The sequence below is a fragment of the Armatimonadota bacterium genome (assembly GCA_036504095.1).
In the GTDB taxonomy this organism is placed as follows: Bacteria; Armatimonadota; DTGP01; order JAKQQT01; family JAKQQT01; genus DASXUL01.
On sequence record DASXVS010000013.1, the window covers coordinates 69,316 to 88,965 of the forward strand.

The following is a 19,650-nucleotide window of genomic DNA, read 5'->3' on the forward strand; positions in this document are numbered from 1 at the left end:
GGGTGTAGAGTCTAGGGTGTAGGGTCTAGGGTGTAGGGTCTAGGGTTTGGGGAATTGAGCCGAAACCCGAGACCCTACACCCTATATCCCTACCCCTTCTCTCTTGGTTCGCGGACGAATGCCAGCATGGCGGCGCTGGCGAGCGCCGCAATGGCCGCGGCGGCGAACACCGGGCCGTGCCGCCCCAACTGGGCAACGAGGATCCCTCCCAGCAACGGCGCCATCACTCGGAACGGGCCCGGCACGGCGGCCGCGGCGGCCGTGTAGATATGGACGCGCCCGCGGGGGGCGAACTCCATCACGATGTTGAATCCTGTCAACTGCCACCCGCTGTTGGCGAGGGATATCGGTACGAACGCCGCCGTGTACCAACCCAGCGTTGGCGCCAGCCACGCAGCCAGCGTGCAGACGCCGGTGAGCAAGGTGGACCAGAAAAGAACAGCCCGGTTTCCGTGGCGATCGGCCAGCGGGCCGAGGACGATATACCCGACCCCGCCGGCGATGGCCATGACGGCCGCCAGCACCGCGATGTCACCCGGCGACGCCTGGAAACGCTTGAGCGCATAGGTGGTGTACACGGCCGATACCATCATCTGAAACGCGAACAGGATCTGCGAACCCACGAACAGGTAGAACGGGCGATCCGTGCGGAGGACCGACAGTATCCGGCCATGGATCGTGCCCTCTTCTTCCTTCGGCTGCGGCCACGGGGTCTCGCGTACAAACGCCAGGGGTATCAGCCCGGAGGCGAGGATGATCCAGGCCACGCCCGCGCACGCGACGAAGCCATAGGGGAACTCAAGGCGCTGCAGGAACCACTTCGCCAGCATCGCAACGGCGAAGCCGACCACCCCGCCCAGCGCCGCGCCGCCCCCGAACAGGCGCCCGCGCAATTCCACAGGGATGGTATGTTCCAGCATCGCCGTGTAGCCGGGGTGATTCAGACCCATTACGAAGAACCACGCGAACACGAATCCCAGCGGAACCGACAGCAGCAGGGCGGGCGATGCGTGGGCCAGGAGGTACATGCTCACCACGATGGAGAGCAGGAAGGTGCGTTCGATGAGGCCGAGGCGGACGACCATCGGCCGGTACCGATCGCGACCACTGACGAGTCGCGCGCCTATCACCTGGGGCAGCAGCAGCCCGAACATGGCCATTGCAGGGATGAGCGCGACGATGACATCGCGGTTGATGAGGTGGTTCCGGAAAGCGGCCCAAGGCCCCGCGCCGGTCGCGTGCGTGAGTGCGGGGGCTAGTTCGCTGGCAAACAGGGGCAGAATCGTGACGGTGGAGAGTAGTGTGCTGCCCGCATAGTAGGTGATGATGTCCCACAGGAACGCGAAGATGTTAAAGCGCGAGTATGGGGTGTGCGGTCGGGTGGTGGTTTCCAGCATGGCTCATCAGGTTGGCGCGGTAGCCCAAGGCATGATAGACGGATGGAGAGGAGGGGAGATGGGGCCAAAAACCGGAATCGGAGAAGAGCAAGTGCTCTTCTCCGATTCCTGATATTCCGGCCGTACCCGACCGGGATAATGAGGTCTGTGTGCCAGCTCAGGAAGCCTGAGGCAGCGAACCGCAGGCAAACTGCGGGAACGGGCCGCTAGTGCACTTGCCACATGCCAAAGCCGCTGTCTCAAACATCTGCTCGGAAACCACCGTGGGCTTCGAGTAAACTTTCTTTTCCTTCGCTTCTTCGGAACGAGACTTCATCCTGTTCACCCCTTTCGCGGTAACGGTCTGCGAAGACTGAATGCGTTCGGCTCGGCCAGGGGACCTACACCGAAAAATTTCGCCTTTGGCCTGCCCTCAGGCCCAGAGGCCGACCGAGACACCCCGACGCAACTATAACATATCTGCGTCAAAATGTCAACCCTACACATGAGCGTCCTGTGGGAAACCCCACACAGCCCTAGCTTTATCGTGCATGAATGCAACGGCAAATTTCGAGCCAATTTCAACGCTCTTGGTGACTCATTTTGCGCCATTCGGCGCCTTCCGGGTCACACTACTTGTCAGATAGCGTTTACCACTTACGCCATCGGCCTTTTACCGTTCTCCCTGTAGGGTTCACGGTGCAGGCGCCTAGTTACGATGTGCCGTCGGACGCCGTTGCGCGGCGCCGGCAGCGTTTATGTCTACGTCAAGGCGTCCAGGTGAACGCCCGTACCGTGCCGTCCATACAACCGACGACAACGTAGTTTCCCGCCACGGAAGGCGACGAGAGTACCGGTTTGGGAAGGGACGTCTGCCAGAGGACGCTGCCGCTGGCTTTGTCCAGTGCAACAACGCGGCCCGACTCGGGATCTCCCCGTTTCGCCTGGGCCGTGCCGACGAAGATGACGTTATTCGTCACCGCGGGTGACGAAGTGTACGAATTCTGGGTAGCGTATCCAGTAACATACTTCCATTTCAGCGTGCCCGTTTGAGCATTAAGTGCCACGATTTCCTGATCGGGCTCGCCGATGCCAACGTAGGCGGTATCGCCGTCGTATGCGGGCGAGGACACGTAGGAGTGTTGGAGCCCTGAAACGTATTTCCACGCCAGTTCGCCGGTGGTGCGGTTGATGCCATAGACGGCGGTATCATAGTCGCCGGGGGCGCCGATCAGCAGAGTGCCGGCCAGGCAGGGCGAGTGGAAGTAGACCCCGCCTTGCGTTTCATAGCGCCATTTGAGTTTGCCGGTGGTGGCGTTCAATCCATAGAAGCCGCCGTCATTGGCGGAGGCGTAGACGATCCCGTCCGCGAATGCCTGGGAAGAATACACATATTGACCCGGCCGTTTCAGCAGCGGATCGGCCAGTCCGCTATTGGTCCGCCATTTGACCACGCCGCTGACGGCGTCCACTGCCCAGAAATCTTTGTTGGGGTAGCCCGAGCCGACGTAAATTGTGCCGTTCACGATGGTGGGGCTGGACGTATCCAGTCCGCCGGTGCGCAGCCGCCATTTGAGGACGCCCGCGGTGGTGAGCGCGTGAAGCGCGCCATCGCGCGACATCACGTAGACCATATTGCCGGACACGCAGGGAGTTGAGTCCACCCATGCCAGGGCCTCGGTATTCGCGCCGGCGGTGGGCAGCGGCTGAACCTTGGCGGTGTGAGTCATGATCGTGCGGGCTTTGTCCGAGACGTTGTAACGCCATTTTAGCTTGCCGGTGCTGAGGTCGATCGCCAGCAGCGAGCCCTTGGTTCCGCCCGCGTCGTCGCGGGTGCCGATGTAGACCACTCCGTCAACGATGGCGGGCGAGGAGGCGATGGCCACCGCGTCTCCCTGCCAGGTCCAGGCGGGTGTGAGCGGAACGTTCACATTAATGGGTGTGAAGGCGGTGTGTTTGACGTTGCCGCGGAACATGGGCCAGCTGGCGCCGGGGCTCACGGTGCGAAGCTTGGGCGCCGTAGACGTCTGGAGCATCGCCAGGGCAGTCCGCCCCGATGCCGCCTTGCGTTTGGCGGCTTTGGCGTGGCGCGGCGCCGCGGCGCGAACGCTCTTAGCGGAGCGCGGCGGTATCGTTTTACCGGCGGCGTTGGCGCCGGGCACCGCTGCAAAAATCATCAGCAACGCGTGTAAAGATATCCATCTGCTGGTTGTCATAGCCATTGCGGGTTGCTTACTCCTGTCACGGGGTCAGGCGCCGACGTCCCCATCATGCGTGTGACGCGCGCCGATTGCGGTGGGTTCCGCGTGCATTTGCATGATTGGGCACCATTTCTGCTCGTCTTCTCCAAAGTATATTCGCCGGCGCAGCCGACAGGCACAAAGTACCGCCGGCGGGGGCGGCCATCACGGCGCGGCCTGCATGGCGGTGTCGCGGTCGGCGCCTATCAGCATCTTGACGTGGCTGTCCTCGAAAAGCACGTTATAGCCGGCCTGTGCCATGCTTGCGCTGCTTCCGCTGGTGTCCGTGTACCGGTGCCAGGGATTGGTGTCCGAGAGAACGCCGGTTGCCGTTGGATTCTTGAATTCGGATCGCGTTCGCCCTCCCCGCCAGTACACGAGCCACTGGTCGTGCGGCGGCGGATTGACGGGCGGGGCGGAATTGTACGAATAGCTCAGGCCATAGGACTGCCAGAGGATGGTCGGCCAGAATGTGCCTCCGAACCTCTGATTATTGCTGTCTGAAGGGCACCGGAAGACCTCGACCGACTTCACGAAGCTGTTGAGCACGTTTGGTAGGGCTGTCGGGAGTGTGGGTGTAGACGATCGCAGCTTTTCCGCCGGGGGGAGGTGGTCATCGTTGTCGTCTGCGTAACTGATCATGGCGATGCCCAACTGCTTGAGGTTGGAGACGCATGCCGTCTGCTTTGCGCGCTCGCGTGCCTTGGCGAAAACTGGGAAGAGGATGGCCGCGAGGATGGCGATGATCGCTATGACGACCAGCAATTCGATGAGGGTGAAAGCAGGAACACGCGCAGGATGGCGGCGGAGGGGAGAAGTGGTCGGGGTGAATGGATTTGAACCATCGACCTCTCGGTCCCGAACCGAGTGCTCTACCAAGCTGAGCCACACCCCGATGACGCGCCGCGCAACAGCGCGGGCGCCGTCTGACGCACCCGCAAGAGAGAGTATACCATGCCGTCCCATCACATGCCAAACGAGATCGCACATCTTCGTCAACTCGCCGCGGCCGCCCTGGCCCAGATAACCGTGCAAGCGCTCAACACCCTCATGTTACCACAACATGCAACAAAACAGCCAAAAGAAAATATACAACCATTCGGCCGGAAAACCTACAGCCGATTTGTGATGCCCCGGAGTCTGCTCGCCGAATCCCGTGCATTGACTTTGAGCGTAACGCGCCACAAAATGGAGCAACCGGGGTCTACCGGCCACTTATGCATGACGACAGACGTACCGCCAGGGTTCACGCCGATTCACAGGGTTTGAGCCGGGCGCCCCACATCCGGCGGATGCGGCGGTACGCTGATGACTGGATACAAGGAGAATACCATGCAGCCACCTTATAATTTCAACGCCGGTCCGGCCGTCCTACCCAAGTCCGTTCTTGAAGAAGCGCAGAGGAATCTCCTGGATTTCAACGGCACGGGCATGTCCATCCTTGAGATCAGCCACCGGTCGAAGGATTTCGAGGCCGTTGTCACGGAGGCGGAGGCGCTCGCGAAGGAACTGCTCTCGATCCCGGACAACTACCGGGTGCTTTTCCTGCAGGGCGGCGCCAGTTTGCAGTTCTCCATGGTCCCGATGAACTTCCTGGCCGAGGGGCGTACGGCGGACTACGTTCTCACCGGGTCGTGGTCGGAAAAAGCGCTGGCTGAAGCCGAGAAGACCGGCAGCGCGCACGTTGCGGCGTCCGGCAAAGTGGCGGGGTACAAGCATATCCCGACGCCGGCCGAGATCGCGCTGAGCGACGACCCGGTTTACGTGCACATCACGTCGAACAACACCATTTACGGTACCCAGTGGCGGGACCTGCCCGCATTTCCGGGGACCCCGATTGTGGCGGACATGAGCAGCGACATGCTGTCGCGCCCGGTGAACGTTGCCGATTACGCGGTGATTTATGCGGGTCTACAGAAGAACGCAGGCCCGGCGGGCGCCACGATGGTGATCATCCGGGACGACTGGCTGGAACGCTGCCCGAAGACGCTTCCGACGATGCTGCGCTACGACGTGATGGCCAAGAACAACTCGCTTTACAACACGCCGCCGGTGTTTGCGATCTATATCAGCATGCTTGTTATGCGCTGGCTCAAGGCGGGCGGCGGCCTCGGCGAGATGGCGAAGCGGAACGCCGCGAAGGCCAGGATCGTGTACGACGCGATTGACGGAAGCGGCGGGTTCTACGTGGGCCACGCCGAACCGGGCAGCCGAAGCGTCATGAACATCACGTTCCGGGTGAGCGACGAGGAGAAGGAGAAGGAATTCCTCGCTCTCGCCAAGGCGAAGGGATTCGTGGGGTTGAACGGCCATCGGAGCGTGGGCGGCGTCCGCGCCAGCACGTACAATGCACTGCCGGTGGAAGCGTGCGAGGCGCTTGCGGGGCTGATGAGGGAGTTCAGGGGATAGGGTCAAGGGTTTCGGGTGTAGGGTATAGTCCCGAAGGCCACACTGGGCGCATTGTCCAACGAGGCATTACAATGGCATTACGATCCTACCAAGATCTCATTGTTTGGCAGATGGCGATTGACTTGGTGGTATCGTGCTATGCGATCTCGGCAGCGTTCCCTCGATCAGAAGTCTATGGCTTGTCCAGCCAGATGAGAAGAGCATCCGTCTCTGTTCCCGCGAACATCGCGGAAGGCTATGGGCGCCAGCACCGCCCCGAGTATCTGAACCACCTGAGCATCGCTTCCGGTTCGCTAACTGAACTTGAGACACACATTCAAATTGCCGCACGCCTATCATATATAGACGAGGGGGCACATAAAGCGCTCATGCTGCAGGCAGACGAAGTTGGCCGCATGCTCGGAAGTCTTCGTCGCTCACTGTCTCATACCAGCTAGCGAAGGCATTCCGCTTCGCACCCTAGACCCCATACCCTAGACCCTAAACCCTATGAACAACATCAGAATTTTGGTTGCCGACCCGATCGCGGAGGTTGGCGTTACGCGCCTCCAGCAGGTTGGGCAAGTAGATGTGATCACGAAGCAGACGCCGGAGGAACTGAAGGCGAACCTGCCCAATTACGACGCGATGGTCGTGCGGTCCGAGACGAAGGTCACGGACGATATCCTGGCCAACGCGGGGGATCGGCTGAAAGTGATCGGCCGCGCCGGTGTGGGCGTTGACAACATCGATCTGCCGGCCGCGACAAACAAAGGCATCATCGTGGTCAACTCGCCGGACGGGAACACCCTGGCTGCGGCGGAGCACACGATGGCGCTGATCCTGGCGCTGGCGCGCAACGTTCCGGACGCCGTGGCGAGCATGCGGGCGGGTGAATGGAAGCGCGGCAAGTTCGTCGGCGTGCAACTCTATGGGAAGACGCTGGGCGTTATCGGCCTGGGCAAGATCGGGCGTGAGGTGGCGGCGAGGGCGAAAGCCTTCGAAATGCACGTGCTGGCATACGATCCATACCTTACAGACGAGGCGGCGGATCGGCTTGGCGTTACGTTGAGCACACTGGAGCGGATTTTCCGGGAGAGCGATTTCGTGACGTTCCACGTGCCACTGACCGCGCAGACGCGCGGCCTGCTGGGCGCCGAGCAGCTTGCGGTGATGAAACCGAGCGCGAGGATCATCAATGTGGCGCGCGGCGGGATCGTCGATGAGGCGGCGCTTCGCGCGGCGGTCGACGAAGGCCGGGTCGCCGGGGCGGCGATCGACGTTTTCGAAAAGGAGCCGGTTCCCGCGGACAGCCCGCTATTGGGGCACTCGAAGATCCTTACGACACCCCACCTGGGCGCCAGCACCGCCGAGGCGCAGATCGCCGTGGTGATGGACGTTGCGGAGCAAATCGCCGACATCATGGCGGGCAAACCGGCCCGCGCCGCGGTGAACATGCCGGCGATTGACCCGGCGATGTACGCATTGCTCAAGCCATACCTCACGCTGGCTGAAAAACTTGGCCGCCTGCACGCGCAGCTCCGATGGAGCCGCGTTGAGACCGTTGAGATCACTTACTGCGGTGACGTTGCGGAACTGGACGTCCGTCCGGTGACGCGCGCGGTTCTGAAGGGGCTCCTGGAGCCGTTGATGAAGGAAAGCGTGAACTACGTGAACGCGCCGATCCTGGCGGAACAGCGCGGCATCAAGGTTGTGGAATCGAAGATGGAGGCGCCCGCGGACTACACAGACTTGATCACCGTGACGGTCACGTCAGAATCCGGGCGCCACGAAATCGCCGGGACGAAGTTCGGCGCCCGTGATATCCGCATCGTGAACATCGAGGGCTTCCGCGTAGACGTTGAACCGACCGGCCTGGCGCTGATGGCCCGCCACCACGACCAGCCCGGGATGATCGGAACCGTTGGCACGCTTCTGGGCAACAACGGGATCAACATCGCCGGCATGCAGGTGGGCCGCCACCAGAAGCGCGGCCTGGCGCTGATGATCCTGACCGTGGACGACGAGATTCCGGAGCCTCTGCTACAGGAACTGCTGAAGGTGGAAGGCATGGACAACGCGAGACCGATCGCGTTTTAGGACCCTCACCCAGTAAAAGCGCCGGCCGACCCGTGCGGGCCGGCCGGCGCTTTTTCCGGCGTATGGGCGCCGATTTCACTCGTAGTAAAGCAGCAGCTTGTCTTCATTCCCACGGAAGATCAGTCCGCAGGCGGGACAGCGAAGTGTGAGCATCACGCCAAAGCGCGAAGCCTCTATGATTTCCCCGCATCCGGTGCGGGGGCATTGAACGGTAGGCTTGCCGGTGCGCAACTCGTGGACCGCGGCGCGGATCCTTGCGAAATACGCCTCCTGGCTGCGAGCGCCATCAACATTCAGGTAAGCACTCCGACCCATCGGTTGCCCTCCTCTCTCGCATCCATGGATGTAGACTCATCTGCCGGGCGAATAGGTTCCCGAAGGGCGACGAATAACTGGAGGGGAAAGACGAGGGTCGTTCCGGCGCGTGTCTAGCGGCCGGGACGCTCAAGGGCTTTCCAGGCGAAGATGCCGGCCCACGCGGCGAACAGAGCCCCGGTCCGGAACCATGCGAGCGATTGCTCCCATGCCCGCGCGTGCGGATTGAGCGGAACAATGGCCGTGCCGAACCAGAAGATGAACCAGAGCGCCGACCAGATGAGGCAGAGAAACCGCACCCAACGGCGTTTGTGTCCGCTCCCCATCACCCGCCCGAGCCCTGTGGATAAGCGCTGTGGATAACCTGGTGAAACCCGGTTGACGCTGTGGATACCGGCGACGCGCACGCTCGAAGGGGCGCTGGAACGGCCGGCGTTACGGGCACGCCGCTTATGATGCGGTTTTCCACAGGCCCCTCGCAGCGTAACAGGCGACTCCGAGTATGGCGGCGGCGCCCACCGATCGCCATGCGGACGGAGGCATGAGGGCCAGCATCAGGACGATCGCGCCCGCCAGCCACGCCCACCCCCGGGAAGCCAGGCGGGCCAGGTAGGAGACCAGGACCGCGCCGGACGCGAACTCAATCAGCCCTTCCAGCGACGCCACTCGCGAGGCCCCTATCGCGATCGCCGACGCCGCCAGCGCCGCGGCCCAGGGTGCGTCGCCGCTTCCCGACGCAACCCCCAATGCCCGCGGCAACTGCCCCAGCCTGGCCAGAGAAGCGATGGATTCGGCGGCCTCGGACAGCAGCCGGTGGATGGCCACCGCGCAACAAACCGAGGCGCCGACGGAGAGGCCCCAGAGAGCGATCGGCTGCCCGGTCGCCGCGGCGATGCTGAGGAGTGGGGCGTGGTCGACCGACCTCGCAAAGAGACGGTGGGTGGTGAACGCCGAACCGCCGACGCCGACAGAGACGGCCGTGACGATGAGGGCGATGACGGCCATCAGCGCCGCGCCTAGCAGAGCGGCGCGCGGAATGCTCTGCCGGGGGCGAACGATGACGCCCGACAGGCAAAGGGGATACTCCAGTCCGCCGAACAGGAAGAAAAGGAGGCCCGCGCCGGGCAGCACGGCGGCCCAGCCGTGCGGGGCGAATGGAACGAAGCCCGAACGCGTCGCCAGGGGCGCCGCGAGCCCCACGTAGAACCCGATACCGACCACTGCCGCACCCGTTGCGATGGAGACAGCGGACGGCGAGGAAGCCACGCCGAGCATCACCGCCGCGCCCGCCAGAAGCAGGGCAGCGCCTGCGACAACACTGTGCGTGGCGTCGGTTCCGCGCGGCAGCAGATAAGCCGAAAGAACGCCGGCCAGGGCGGAAGCCGCGGCAATCCTGGCGACGGCGCCCATCCACCACGGCACGAAACTGGAGAACGGCGCGCCGGAACGGTCCGGCGAGACCGCCAGTCGGGCGAGGCCCAGGGCGAGCGCCGCGGCCAGGAGGAGCGAGATCAACGCCGCCGGCCCCACCGCGTCCACGGCCATCGCCGGCAGGAGGAAGACGCCACCGGCGAGAAGCCCCCCGAGGCCCGGGAGGATAGCGTCGATGAACGGCACGTTGTTTTCGGTATGAGGGTGTTCGGAAGGCATTCTGGACTCGTGGCGGCCGTTCAGGGCGATGGGCGCCTAGAAAGAGGATAGCGCCCCGGGGGAGTTGGGGGATAGCCGGGGGGTTGGGCTGAGGTGATAGGGCTGAGGGCTAATGAAGCACCAGGTCAATGAGTGAATGAGTCAATAGGCGAACCGACACTTTTCATCTTCTTATATCACTTGGGTGGCCGGTAATTACTGGGCAGGCTAGAATAGACCCCATTACTTTGCGTCATTAATAGTACGCCCGCTCTTCGCCTCCGTATGGGCGGGCGAGTTCATTCACGGTACGCGACGCGCAGCTTGGCAGCCCTCGCGGCGTCCGGCGGCGTGTTAAGGAGAGTCGGAGAAAATGCAGTATACAGCCCTTCTAGCCCGCGCACTTGCCGTGGCCGTGGTGATCGCGGTTCCGGCCGGCGCGGTTGTGATCGATTTCGAGGACCTCGGCACCGGCCCCACGTCGGTGCAGGTCACCAACCAGTACGCATCGTTAGGCGTTATTTTCAGCAACGCCACGGATATCAATTTCGATACGGGCCAGATCCAGATCCCCGGGTTTGCGCATTCCGGGATCAGGGCGGTGGAACCGTGCTTTGCGGCGGAGTTTTGCAACAGTCCCATGTCGATCAGTTTTACGGCCGGACAGGCGCGCGTGAAGGCGTGGGTGGGGCTGGATTTCAGCTCGACCCAATCGACGACAATCGAAATGGCCGGTTACGACGCAGGCGGTTCGAAGGTCACGTCCACCACCGTTACTTTCCCGGCGAAGACCAGCCCGACGCTGATCCGGACCCCGATGGAGATCGGGCGGTTCGCCGCGGACATATGGCGGGTGGACATCGGGGTGGCGCCCGTTGGGATCGGGTACAACAACGGCATCGGCATCGACGACATCGAGTTCGACACCATCGGCCCGCCGCCGCCGTGTCCCGCCGTGAATCCCCCCTCAGTGGGCATCGTCCAGCCGGCAAGCGGCCTTGTGACGCGCTGTAACCGGTTCCTCTTTCAGGACAACGTCATCACCGGGGATCCGTTCGCGAGGCGCACGATCATGGTGCATGGCCCCTCCATGGGCCAGCTCACGCAATGGACAACTCCGGTTTCCTCCGGGGTCAGCGCCGTGACATGGCTGTACGGCTCGCTCTTCCCGGGACTGAACACAGTGACCGATCGGATCGAGGACTGCAAGGGTTTCGCGGAGAAGTCGGCCACCGTGGAATACGACCCCATCCCCGATGGCACGCGCATCGTTGTTGACGGATTCGAGCCGACGCAGGCGGTACAGACGGTGCCGAACACGGTTCCGCTGATCGTGGACAAGCGTACCGTGGTGCGCGTTTACCTCCACCTGGAGGGGCCGCTCACCACGCTTCCCGGGCTATCGGGGTCGCTCTCCGCGTACCTGCCGAGTTCGTTCGGGGATTTCTACCTCGGAGCGGGGATACCGCCCTACAGCGTTCAATCGCTCAACACGGTGACCGCCACGCAGTCGACGGACCTGCAGGCGGCGAGGAAGAGCATCAACGCGTCGCTCAATTTCGAGGTGCCGGCGAGTTGGACGGAGAACCCGAAAGTCCATTTCCAGCTCAGCGGGATATGGGTTGACGGCTGTGACACGCGCCTCGAGGTTGACGGGGGGAACAACACGCTGGCATACGGGAATTATCTGTACAATACATTTACTCCAGCGCCTCCCGTGCGGGTCCGCCTCTTTGCGGTTCCCTACCAGACCACCAGCGGTGGCACAGTGTTCACGCCGCGCGACCTGGACTTCAATTTCCTGGAATCGTGGCTGCGGCGCGCCTACCCGACCGCCGAGGTCATCAGCAGCAGATCGACGCTTTCCACGCGGACGGGCACCCCGGATGGGTCCTTCAGCGCCGACGACATCAATTCACAGCTGCAGGACACGCGGAGCATGGAGGTCTCCAGCGGCAGCGTGGATGACAGGACGCACTACTACGGGATGGTCGCGGACGGCGGCGGATTCATGCGCGGCAAGGCGGACGACATCCCCGGTTGGGTGGCATCCGGTCCGACCGGCAATCGTTATTTCGGGTGGGACACGGACGGCACGTATGGCGACTGGTACGGGGGGCACGAACTGGGGCATACGTTCGGCCGATTCCACGCCGAGTATTGCGGTGCGCAGGCCTGTTTCACCTTCATCTGGACGTTCTGCCCGGGCGGGTACGTCCCGTACCCGTTCTTCAGCGGCCTGCTGGCCAGTGACTGGACGTATGGCAACTACGGTTTCGACGTAGGGGATCCGGGCCTCAAGCTGCCCCGCGCGGTGTACCGCCCCGATGTGTACCACGACGTGATGACGTACTGCGATTACGAGTGGGTTTCCGATTTCACCTACGAAGGGATAATGAGCCGGCTCCAGGCTGAGAATCCCAGCGGATTGCGGACCAGGCGGGCCCCGATCGCCGACGCCCTGATGGTGAGCGCCAAGATGAACCTGACGCAGGAGACGGCGCAACTGCGGCCGTTCTGGCGCATGCCCAACCTGGAGCCCACGCCGCGACCGGCGACGAGCCACTACAGCGTCCACCTGAAAGACATCGCCGATGCCGACCTGGCGGTTTATCTCTTCTCTCCAAAGGTGGATTCGGAGGCCGTTGCGGGCGAGGATCTGAAGGCGTCGCTTTCGGAGGTCGTTCCGTGGGTATCGGGAACGCACCGCATCGTGGTGATGCGGGACGGCGTTGAAATCGCATCGCGAACCGTGAGCGCCAATACTCCAATCGTACACGTCCTCAGCCCGAACGGCGGGGAGAACCTGAGCGGCGCGACGGCCGTCGTCACTTGGCAGGCTTCGGATGCGGATAATCAGCCGCTGACCTATGCGCTGCAATACAGCAAAGACGGCGGACTGTCGTGGCAGGTGGTTGACAGCGGTATCCAGACCACTTCTTACACGGTCAATCTCGACGAAATCCCCGGCAGCGCGAAGGCGTTGTTCCGGGTGTATGCGACCGACGGTGTGAATACCGGCGTTGACTCATCGGACGCCGTGTTCACTGTGCGGACGAAGCCGCCGAAGGCGCTTATCATCTCCCCCGGCAATAATAACGCGTTCACGACCGCGGATACCATTACGTTCACCGGCAGCGCTTCGGACATCGAGGATGGCAGCTTATCCGGCGCCGCGCTGCAGTGGACATCGAACCTGCAAGGCGTGCTGGGGTCGGGCACTTCCATTTCGGACAGCCTGAAGCCCGGAACGCACGTCATCACGTTGACGGCGACCGACTCCGGAGGCGCGAGCGGCGTGGCGAGCATCAACCTGGTGGTTTCCGCAGCCGCGCCGATGCCCGAGCCCGGCCCCGACCGCTACGCCATCGTCGGAAGCAACGTTGCTCTTGACGGCAGCGCTTCAACCGGCGTTCCGGCGCTGACATACGCGTGGACGATGGTCTCCATGCCGGATGGCAGCACATCCGTGATCGCAAATCCGGGCACCGCGAGCCCGTCGTTCACGCCGGACAGGCCCGGAGCCTACGTGGTCCAACTGACGATCACCGACGGCACCGGCACCATTGCGGCCGCGCAGGTCACCATCCACGCCACGGATTCCGTCAGCGCCCTGCGCATCGCCGGAGGCCTCGCGACCTCTACGCCGGCGGATATGGCCGCGATGGACGTGGAGAGCGGCGGAATATCCGCGGGACACATCGACATCGTGGACGCGGTCCGCCTGCTCAAGCGCGCATTGCTCGACACCGGCGGCGGAGGCGCCGTGACGGTGACCATCGCAAATCAACTCAGTTCGGTCCCGCTCGTCGGCCGCGGCTACGGGGTCCTGATCGACGACCCACGCCTGAACGGTTCACCCGATCGCCGTGTCCTGGCCTGCCACCAGTTCATCGGGGCTTACAACACGCATCCCCTGGCCGTTGAGTACCTTCCGGCGGTTCAGAAATGGGCCGCCTTCAATGAAGATCACCATTCCACAATCTCCAGCGAAACCGCCATCCTGCCGCTGGGGGAAAAGATCAATTATGCGTTCGGGCCAACCGTTGGCGCCGTGACGCGTTCCTCGGCAGGCGGACCGTTCCCGTGGGGCGTCTACCTGGACGATCCGCGGATCAATTACAGCCCGAACGCCATCGTGCTCTCGATGCATGACCGCATATCGAGCGCCGGTCAAACGCTGGGAGTTTGGTACAGCGGATCGAAGTGGGTGGCAATCAACGAGGCGGGAGCGACAATACCGGGCACCGAACGCTACTTCTGGGTTGACGCCGCCGCTTCGGGAGGACGGATTGTCATGTCTCCCAGCACGGCCTATTCCAATTACGGTGTCTATCTCGACGACGCACGCATCAATGGTAACTCCGGCGCCATCGTACTGGCGCAGCACTCCGGATCCGGCTCGTACAATACGTCTCCCGTGGCCGTGTGGTACGACGGAGCAAGGTGGGTTGCCTACAACGACGATGTTACCCCGCTCGAAACCGGCGAAGCCATCAACTACTACATCGTGACGCCGTGATCGAGGAGGCAGGAGACAGGAGGCAGGGGGAAGGAGGCAGGATTCGGGATTCAGTTTCCGAATCCTGAACCCTGAACCCGGAACCCTGATTGAGCTACTTGGTGGCGGGCCGAACGTAGAGGCCCGCCACCTTGCTTTTGGCGTCCTGCGCCATCTGGCCTGTCATGCCGCCCTTCCGGAAGTGCATCTGGAAGATGGTGACATTGAAACCCTGGTTTTTCGTGGTGGTCACGATCTTAACCGATACGAGGGGGCCGAGGGGCGTGATGTACTGGCTCTTTGTGGCCTGAAGAACGTCGCGCGTGAGCGCGGCGGCCATTTCCGGCGTCAGGTCGTTCTTCAACGGCTTCGGATCGCCGGCCGTAACAGCGTTGACGGCGCGCTTCACTACAGGCGGCAACGGCTTCGCCGCGGCCCGCGGCGCGGCCAGTGAGGCGGCGGGCGCAAGCATCGCGGCCGCCAGGCAGACGGGCAGAATGAATCTCATCAGTGCAGTCCTTTCAGGCAGCCGGTGTTAGCGCCGGTCGCCACGGTGATGTACGAAGCGCGGGCTTGCGTGGTTTCACGGCTGGGGCGGGTATCGCAATGTGTTGGCCCGGCGCATCTTGGCCACTGTTTTCGCATCCTCGCCTGCGACGTTCGGTTGGGCAGAGAGGACGAAGCCGGCGCCGTCCAGCCGGTATTCGAGCGGCTTGCCGGTGTACGGGTCCATCAGTGGTGAACGTGAAGCAGCAGCGAGCGTTTCGGGCCAGCGCCCGTGTGTGCCGCGGTATGCCATCACATCCGCCATGCCGAGCGTGAGGGCGCGGCGGGCCATCGAACGCGTTTCGCTCCCAATGGCGCCTGCAAAGACCGGCGTCAGGATGTAGGTCATCATGTAGGTTGGGCGCTTCCCGCCCGATTGCTCTATTTCGGCTTGCACTGCGGCCACAGCGGCCTCGCGGCCTGAGGCGGGAGTGCCGGCCGCAAGAACGATGCGCGTCATCCAGTGAAGGTAGACCGCTTCGGACGGATCCAGAAAGAGCCACTGAAAGCCGTTGGACCGCTTGCGTCCCGCCGGCTTCCATGGCGCCGGCGCCGGTGCGGAGAGCGCGCGAATATCCGCGGCGGAAGTCATCTGTCGCATAGCGTTAAGGCCGTACAGGGTCTCGCACCGCAGGCACTGCAGCAAGTCGCGGTGCGGATCGTAGGCGTCGATTTCCCGGCGCACGGCAGACGCCACGGACGCGTTCGGACCCGCCACTGCGAGGATGTCCTGGAAGCCGGACAGCGTGAGGCCGTCACACGCGATGCTGACGAGATGGCCGATGAGGATCGGCTCCTCCGCCGCATGCGCAGCGAATCGGAAACCGAGCGCCTGGTTCCTGACCGCGTCCGCATAGCGCCCCTCGCGGGCCATCAGTACGCTCTCCCAGCGAATCCACTTGGCCCCCTCCCGCATCTGCGCGAACTGCGGGAACAGCGCATCCATGTTCCATTCGTGCGGAAAGTACGCGTGCGGCTTCGCGGCGGCGGCATGCACGAGGCGCCCGACGTCCGGCCGGGACTCGAGAAGGGCTTTCAGGGCGCGGGCCTGCCGATCGTCCATCAGGGCGAGCGAAGTGCTCTTCGTCGCGGCGTCGAAGGACCTGGTGTCGAAACGCCGGCGCTCTTCCAGGGCGATCATGCCCTTGTACTCGCTCGCGGCGTTCTCGGAGGCCGGCGGCACGGGGATATGCAGGTCGGCGTCGGTCAGCGGAATTCCGGCGGCGCGGGCGGCGTTGCGCTCGGTTTCGAGATCGTAGGGGCGCATCCACCGGACGAGGCCGATGACGGCCAGCAAGAGGATTGCCAGCAGAGACAGCAGTACGATTTTCCAGCGTTGCAACGTATGACTCCTTCTGATTACGGCGCAGGAAACGGTTCCATCATCACTGCGGTGGCGCGCCCGGCATCGGCGGGCTTCCTGGCATGGGTGGCCCGCTGCTTACGGCCCTTACGCGCGGGTAGCGTATGAAGCTTTCGCGCTTGCGCCGCCGTCCTCCGTCCTTCGCATCCGCGGCCGTCATGTACGGCTTTGTGAAGACGATGAAACCGCTCCCCTCACGGAAATACCCCAGTGGCGCGCCTGTATACGGATCAGCGGGCACGGGACTAACCGCGGAACTGAGCGTCTGGGGGTATCGGCCGTTTCGCGCGCGGTACGCCAGCACCGAGGCCATCCCGGACACCAGCGTCCGCCGGACCGAGGCCACGACGCTCCGATCGGCGGCCTTGGGAAGCACCGGCATCAGGATGGCGGTCACGGCAGCGGTCGGCCGCTTGCCCATTGCGCGTCCCATTTCGCGGTTCACGGATTCCATGGCCCTGTAGCGTTGCGACGCCGGCGCGCGCGATGCCTCGATCAGGCGCGTCATCCAGTGGAGGTACACTGCCCGGGAGGGATCGGTATACCACCAATCGCCGAGCTTGCCTTGTGATATGCCATCGAACCTGGTGAAGCCGAAAACCACTTCGCCCTTCAGGCAACGCGTGAGGTCGGCCCCGGGATCGTACGCTGCGATCTCCCGCCGAACCGCGTCGGCGACAGCAGCGTTCGGACCTGCTATGTCCAGGATGTCCTCGAAGCCCTGCATTGCGATCGCCTGGCATGCGAGGCTCACGAGGTAGGCGATGAGGGCCGGCTCTTCGGCGGCCTGCCGGGCAATGCGCAATCCCAGCGCCTGGTTCTTCACCGCCTGCACATATCGACCATTGCGGGCCAGCAAGACGCTTTCCCACCGGATCCATCGGGCGCACTCGCGCATCCCCGCGAATTGGGGAAGGAGGTCGGGCCCCACGGTGGCCGCCAGGTCGGCCGGAAATCGGCAGTGCGGCTTCGCGGCGGCGGCGTGAACGAGGCGCGATACGTCCGGACGTCCGTTGATGAGGCTTTTCAGCGCGCCGGCGGTTCGCGCGTCCATCGCCGCCAATGACGGCCCCACATTTCCAACGGCATCAATGGCCGAGTTATCCAGCGGCCAGCGGGCTCTCACTGCCTTCAACGCGGCATACTCGGCGGCCGCGTTCTCATTGGTTGGCGGCACAGGGACGCGCAACTCGGCCGCGCTCAGCGGGATGCCGGCGGCGCGGGCGGCTTTGCGCTCGGTCTCCAGATCGTAGGGGCGCATCCACCGGACGAGGCCGATGCCTGCCAGTATGAGGATTGCCAGCAGAGACAGCAGTACGATTTTCCAGCGTTGCATCGTATGACTCCTCCTGATTACGGCGTAGGAAACGGTTCCGTCATCACTGCGGCGACCCACCCGACGGCGCCGGACCACCGGGCATCGGCGGCCCACCCGGCATTGGCGGCCCGCTCGATGGCGCCGGACCAATCGGCATCGGCGGGCTTCCGGGCATGGGCCGCCCGCCCGGCATCGGCGGTCCAGTTGTTGTCGCCTTGGTGGGCGGGTAGCGTATGATGCTCTCGGCCGCCAGCCGTTTGCCACCGTCGCGGGCCTCCTCCGGCGTCATGAGCTGTTCCACGAAGACGAAGAAGCCGATCCCCTCGCGGGTATATCCCAGCGGCTTACCCGTGTAGGGATCGACGGGCCCGGGGCTCACAGCGGAACTCAGCGAGTCCGGGTATCGGCCGTGCCTGGCGCGATACGCCAGCACCGAAGCCATCGCGGACACGAGCGTCCTCTGCGCCTCAGACTGCACGCTCGCGGCCGCCGCTTTGGCCCAGACCGGCATCATCATGCTAGTCAGCACGGCGGTCGGGCGAAACCCCATCTCGCGGTCCATGTCCGACTTGACAACTTCGATGGCCATGATGCGTTCCGGCGTCGGCCTGCTTGATGCTTCGATCGCCCGGGCGGTCCAGTGAATCGACACCGCTTTGGAGGATTCGATGAACCACCGGTCGCCGAAGCCGTTGCTCCCCGGGAGGTACAGCTTCGATTGGCTCTGGACCAATTCGCCCTTAAGGCCCCGGGTGAGGTCTCCCCGCGGGTCATACGCGGCGATCTCCCGGCGCACCGCATCGGCGACCGACGCGTTCGGGCCGGCCATTTCGAGGATATCCTTGAAGCCCTGCATCGCGATGGCTTCGCACGCACGGCTCACCAGGTAGGCGATGAGATTCGGCTCTTCGGCGGCGTGCCGGGCGACGCGCAGCCCCAACGCCTGGTTCTTCACGGCCTCACCGAAACGGCCTTCGTGCGCCAACAGGATGCTTTCGCACCGGATCCATTTTGCAGCCTCGCGCACGAGGGCGAGTTGCGGGAAGTCCTCGGGGCTCAAGACGGCCGTCCGGTCTCCCGGGAAACGAAGGTGCGGTTTGGCGGCGGCGGTGTGAACCAGACGCGCCACATCTGGCCGGCTCTCTATGGCCTTCTTGAGGCCGGCGGCGGTTCGCGGATTCTTCAGAGCGAAGAAGGCCCCTCCCTTTGTGGCGGCATCCAATGCCGAGTCGTCGATCGGCTGGCGCTTCTTGAGCGCCTGCAGCGCCTGGTAGTCCTTGGCCGCGTTCTCACCGGGCGGTAGGACCACAAGATTCAGATCCGCTTCGCTCAGCGGGATGCCGGCGGCGCGGGCGGCTTTGCGCTCGGTCTCCAGATCGTAGGGGCGCATCCATCCGAGGAGGCCGATGCCTGCCAGGACGAGGATGACCAAGAGCGATAACAGGACGATCTTCCAGCGGTTCATGGCGACCTCCGGGGCGTGGTCAATGGCTCAAGGATATGGCGCGAAGCGCGGCAGGATGTCATCCTGAGCGCAGCGAAGGATCTCAGCGGAGCGTCGAGATGTTTCGCTGCGCTCAACATGACATTCGCGGCCCGGCACAACGGTCAGGCGGCGCTGCATCTGAATTGCTTCCACGCTTTATACGGACGCGCGAAGGCGGGCGTTTCGTTCGCCCTGGGCGTGAAGGAGATGGGGACATGGGTCATGAGGAAACGGGGAAATGGGGAAATCAGGCTGGGTCGCAACTTGATCGGGTTTTCGGTTTTTGTCGATCAAATTGTGTGGTCATATCCCGTTTCGCCGTTAATCCGATTGGTGGCTATCAGTTGAACGCGTTCCGAGGAGGTGGCAGGGTTGCTTGAGCGGTCCC

14 protein-coding genes, 1 tRNA gene and 1 pseudogene are annotated in these 19,650 nt (G+C 63.5%); 4 read left to right on the forward strand and 12 right to left on the reverse strand.

Annotated elements, in window-relative coordinates:
• Window positions 1-89 precede the first annotated feature (89 nt).
• The 5 genes and pseudogenes from VGM51_02190 to VGM51_02210 form a co-directional block, all read right to left on the reverse strand.
• Window positions 90-1,397: an MFS transporter gene (locus tag VGM51_02190; GenBank protein ID HEY3411846.1), complete on the reverse strand. Its 1,308-nt coding sequence runs from the start codon at window positions 1,395-1,397 to the stop codon at window positions 90-92.
• A 746-nt stretch (window positions 1,398-2,143) separates the two neighbouring features.
• Window positions 2,144-3,553 carry a PQQ-binding-like beta-propeller repeat protein gene (locus VGM51_02195; protein HEY3411847.1) on the reverse strand — a complete coding sequence of 470 codons (1,410 nt, stop codon included), beginning with the start codon at window positions 3,551-3,553 and terminating at the stop codon, window positions 2,144-2,146.
• Between the two features lie 228 nt (window positions 3,554-3,781).
• The gene (locus VGM51_02200) at window positions 3,782-4,363 is read right to left on the reverse strand and encodes a DUF1559 domain-containing protein (protein HEY3411848.1); all 582 of its coding nucleotides are present in this window, start codon (window positions 4,361-4,363) and stop codon (window positions 3,782-3,784) included.
• Window positions 4,340-4,393, reverse strand: a pseudogene (locus VGM51_02205) (prepilin-type N-terminal cleavage/methylation domain-containing protein). Before VGM51_02205 ends, VGM51_02200 begins: the two are co-directional and overlap by 24 nt.
• Window positions 4,394-4,434: 41 nt before the next feature.
• Window positions 4,435-4,511, reverse strand: a tRNA-Pro gene (locus tag VGM51_02210).
• 437 nt (window positions 4,512-4,948) lie between these two features.
• Here VGM51_02210 and serC point away from each other — a divergent pair.
• The 3 genes from serC to serA all read left to right on the forward strand — a co-directional run bounded on the left by serC (window position 4,949) and on the right by serA (window position 8,104).
• A complete protein-coding gene (serC, locus tag VGM51_02215) occupies window positions 4,949-6,025 on the forward strand; it encodes a 3-phosphoserine/phosphohydroxythreonine transaminase (protein ID HEY3411849.1) in 1,077 nt (358 codons plus the stop codon).
• Window positions 6,026-6,096: 71 nt separating this feature from the next.
• The gene (locus tag VGM51_02220) at window positions 6,097-6,462 is read left to right on the forward strand and encodes a four helix bundle protein (GenBank protein ID HEY3411850.1); all 366 of its coding nucleotides are present in this window, start codon (window positions 6,097-6,099) and stop codon (window positions 6,460-6,462) included.
• Between the two features lie 52 nt (window positions 6,463-6,514).
• Window positions 6,515-8,104, forward strand: coding sequence for a phosphoglycerate dehydrogenase (gene serA, locus VGM51_02225; GenBank protein ID HEY3411851.1), 1,590 nt, complete (start codon window positions 6,515-6,517; stop codon window positions 8,102-8,104).
• Window positions 8,105-8,179: 75 nt separating this feature from the next.
• Here serA and VGM51_02230 read toward each other — a convergent pair whose 3' ends face one another.
• The 3 genes from VGM51_02230 to VGM51_02240 form a co-directional block, all read right to left on the reverse strand.
• Entirely contained in the window at window positions 8,180-8,419 is a 240-nt protein-coding gene (locus VGM51_02230; GenBank protein ID HEY3411852.1) for a hypothetical protein, read from the reverse strand.
• Between the two features lie 113 nt (window positions 8,420-8,532).
• Window positions 8,533-8,718 carry a hypothetical protein gene (locus VGM51_02235; protein ID HEY3411853.1) on the reverse strand — a complete coding sequence of 62 codons (186 nt, stop codon included), beginning with the start codon at window positions 8,716-8,718 and terminating at the stop codon, window positions 8,533-8,535.
• Between the two features lie 151 nt (window positions 8,719-8,869).
• Window positions 8,870-10,069, reverse strand: coding sequence for a hypothetical protein (locus VGM51_02240; GenBank protein HEY3411854.1), 1,200 nt, complete (start codon window positions 10,067-10,069; stop codon window positions 8,870-8,872).
• Window positions 10,070-10,421: 352 nt separating this feature from the next.
• Here VGM51_02240 and VGM51_02245 point away from each other — a divergent pair, with 352 nt between their 5' ends.
• Window positions 10,422-14,570, forward strand: coding sequence for a PKD domain-containing protein (locus VGM51_02245; protein HEY3411855.1), 4,149 nt, complete (start codon window positions 10,422-10,424; stop codon window positions 14,568-14,570).
• 94 nt (window positions 14,571-14,664) lie between these two features.
• Here the strand turns inward: VGM51_02245 and VGM51_02250 are convergent, their stop codons facing one another.
• The 4 genes from VGM51_02250 to VGM51_02265 all read right to left on the reverse strand — a co-directional run bounded on the left by VGM51_02250 (window position 14,665) and on the right by VGM51_02265 (window position 19,241).
• Window positions 14,665-15,057, reverse strand: a complete 393-nt coding sequence (locus tag VGM51_02250; protein HEY3411856.1) for a DUF3887 domain-containing protein — start codon at window positions 15,055-15,057, stop codon at window positions 14,665-14,667.
• A 75-nt stretch (window positions 15,058-15,132) separates the two neighbouring features.
• Complete coding sequence (locus tag VGM51_02255; protein ID HEY3411857.1) at window positions 15,133-16,437, reverse strand: hypothetical protein; 1,305 nt, start codon at window positions 16,435-16,437, stop codon at window positions 15,133-15,135.
• Window positions 16,438-16,480: 43 nt separating this feature from the next.
• Window positions 16,481-17,794, reverse strand: coding sequence for a hypothetical protein (locus VGM51_02260; protein ID HEY3411858.1), 1,314 nt, complete (start codon window positions 17,792-17,794; stop codon window positions 16,481-16,483).
• 43 nt (window positions 17,795-17,837) lie between these two features.
• On the reverse strand, window positions 17,838-19,241 hold the full coding sequence (locus tag VGM51_02265; protein ID HEY3411859.1) for a hypothetical protein: 1,404 nt from the start codon (window positions 19,239-19,241) through the stop codon (window positions 17,838-17,840).
• Window positions 19,242-19,650 lie beyond the last annotated feature (409 nt).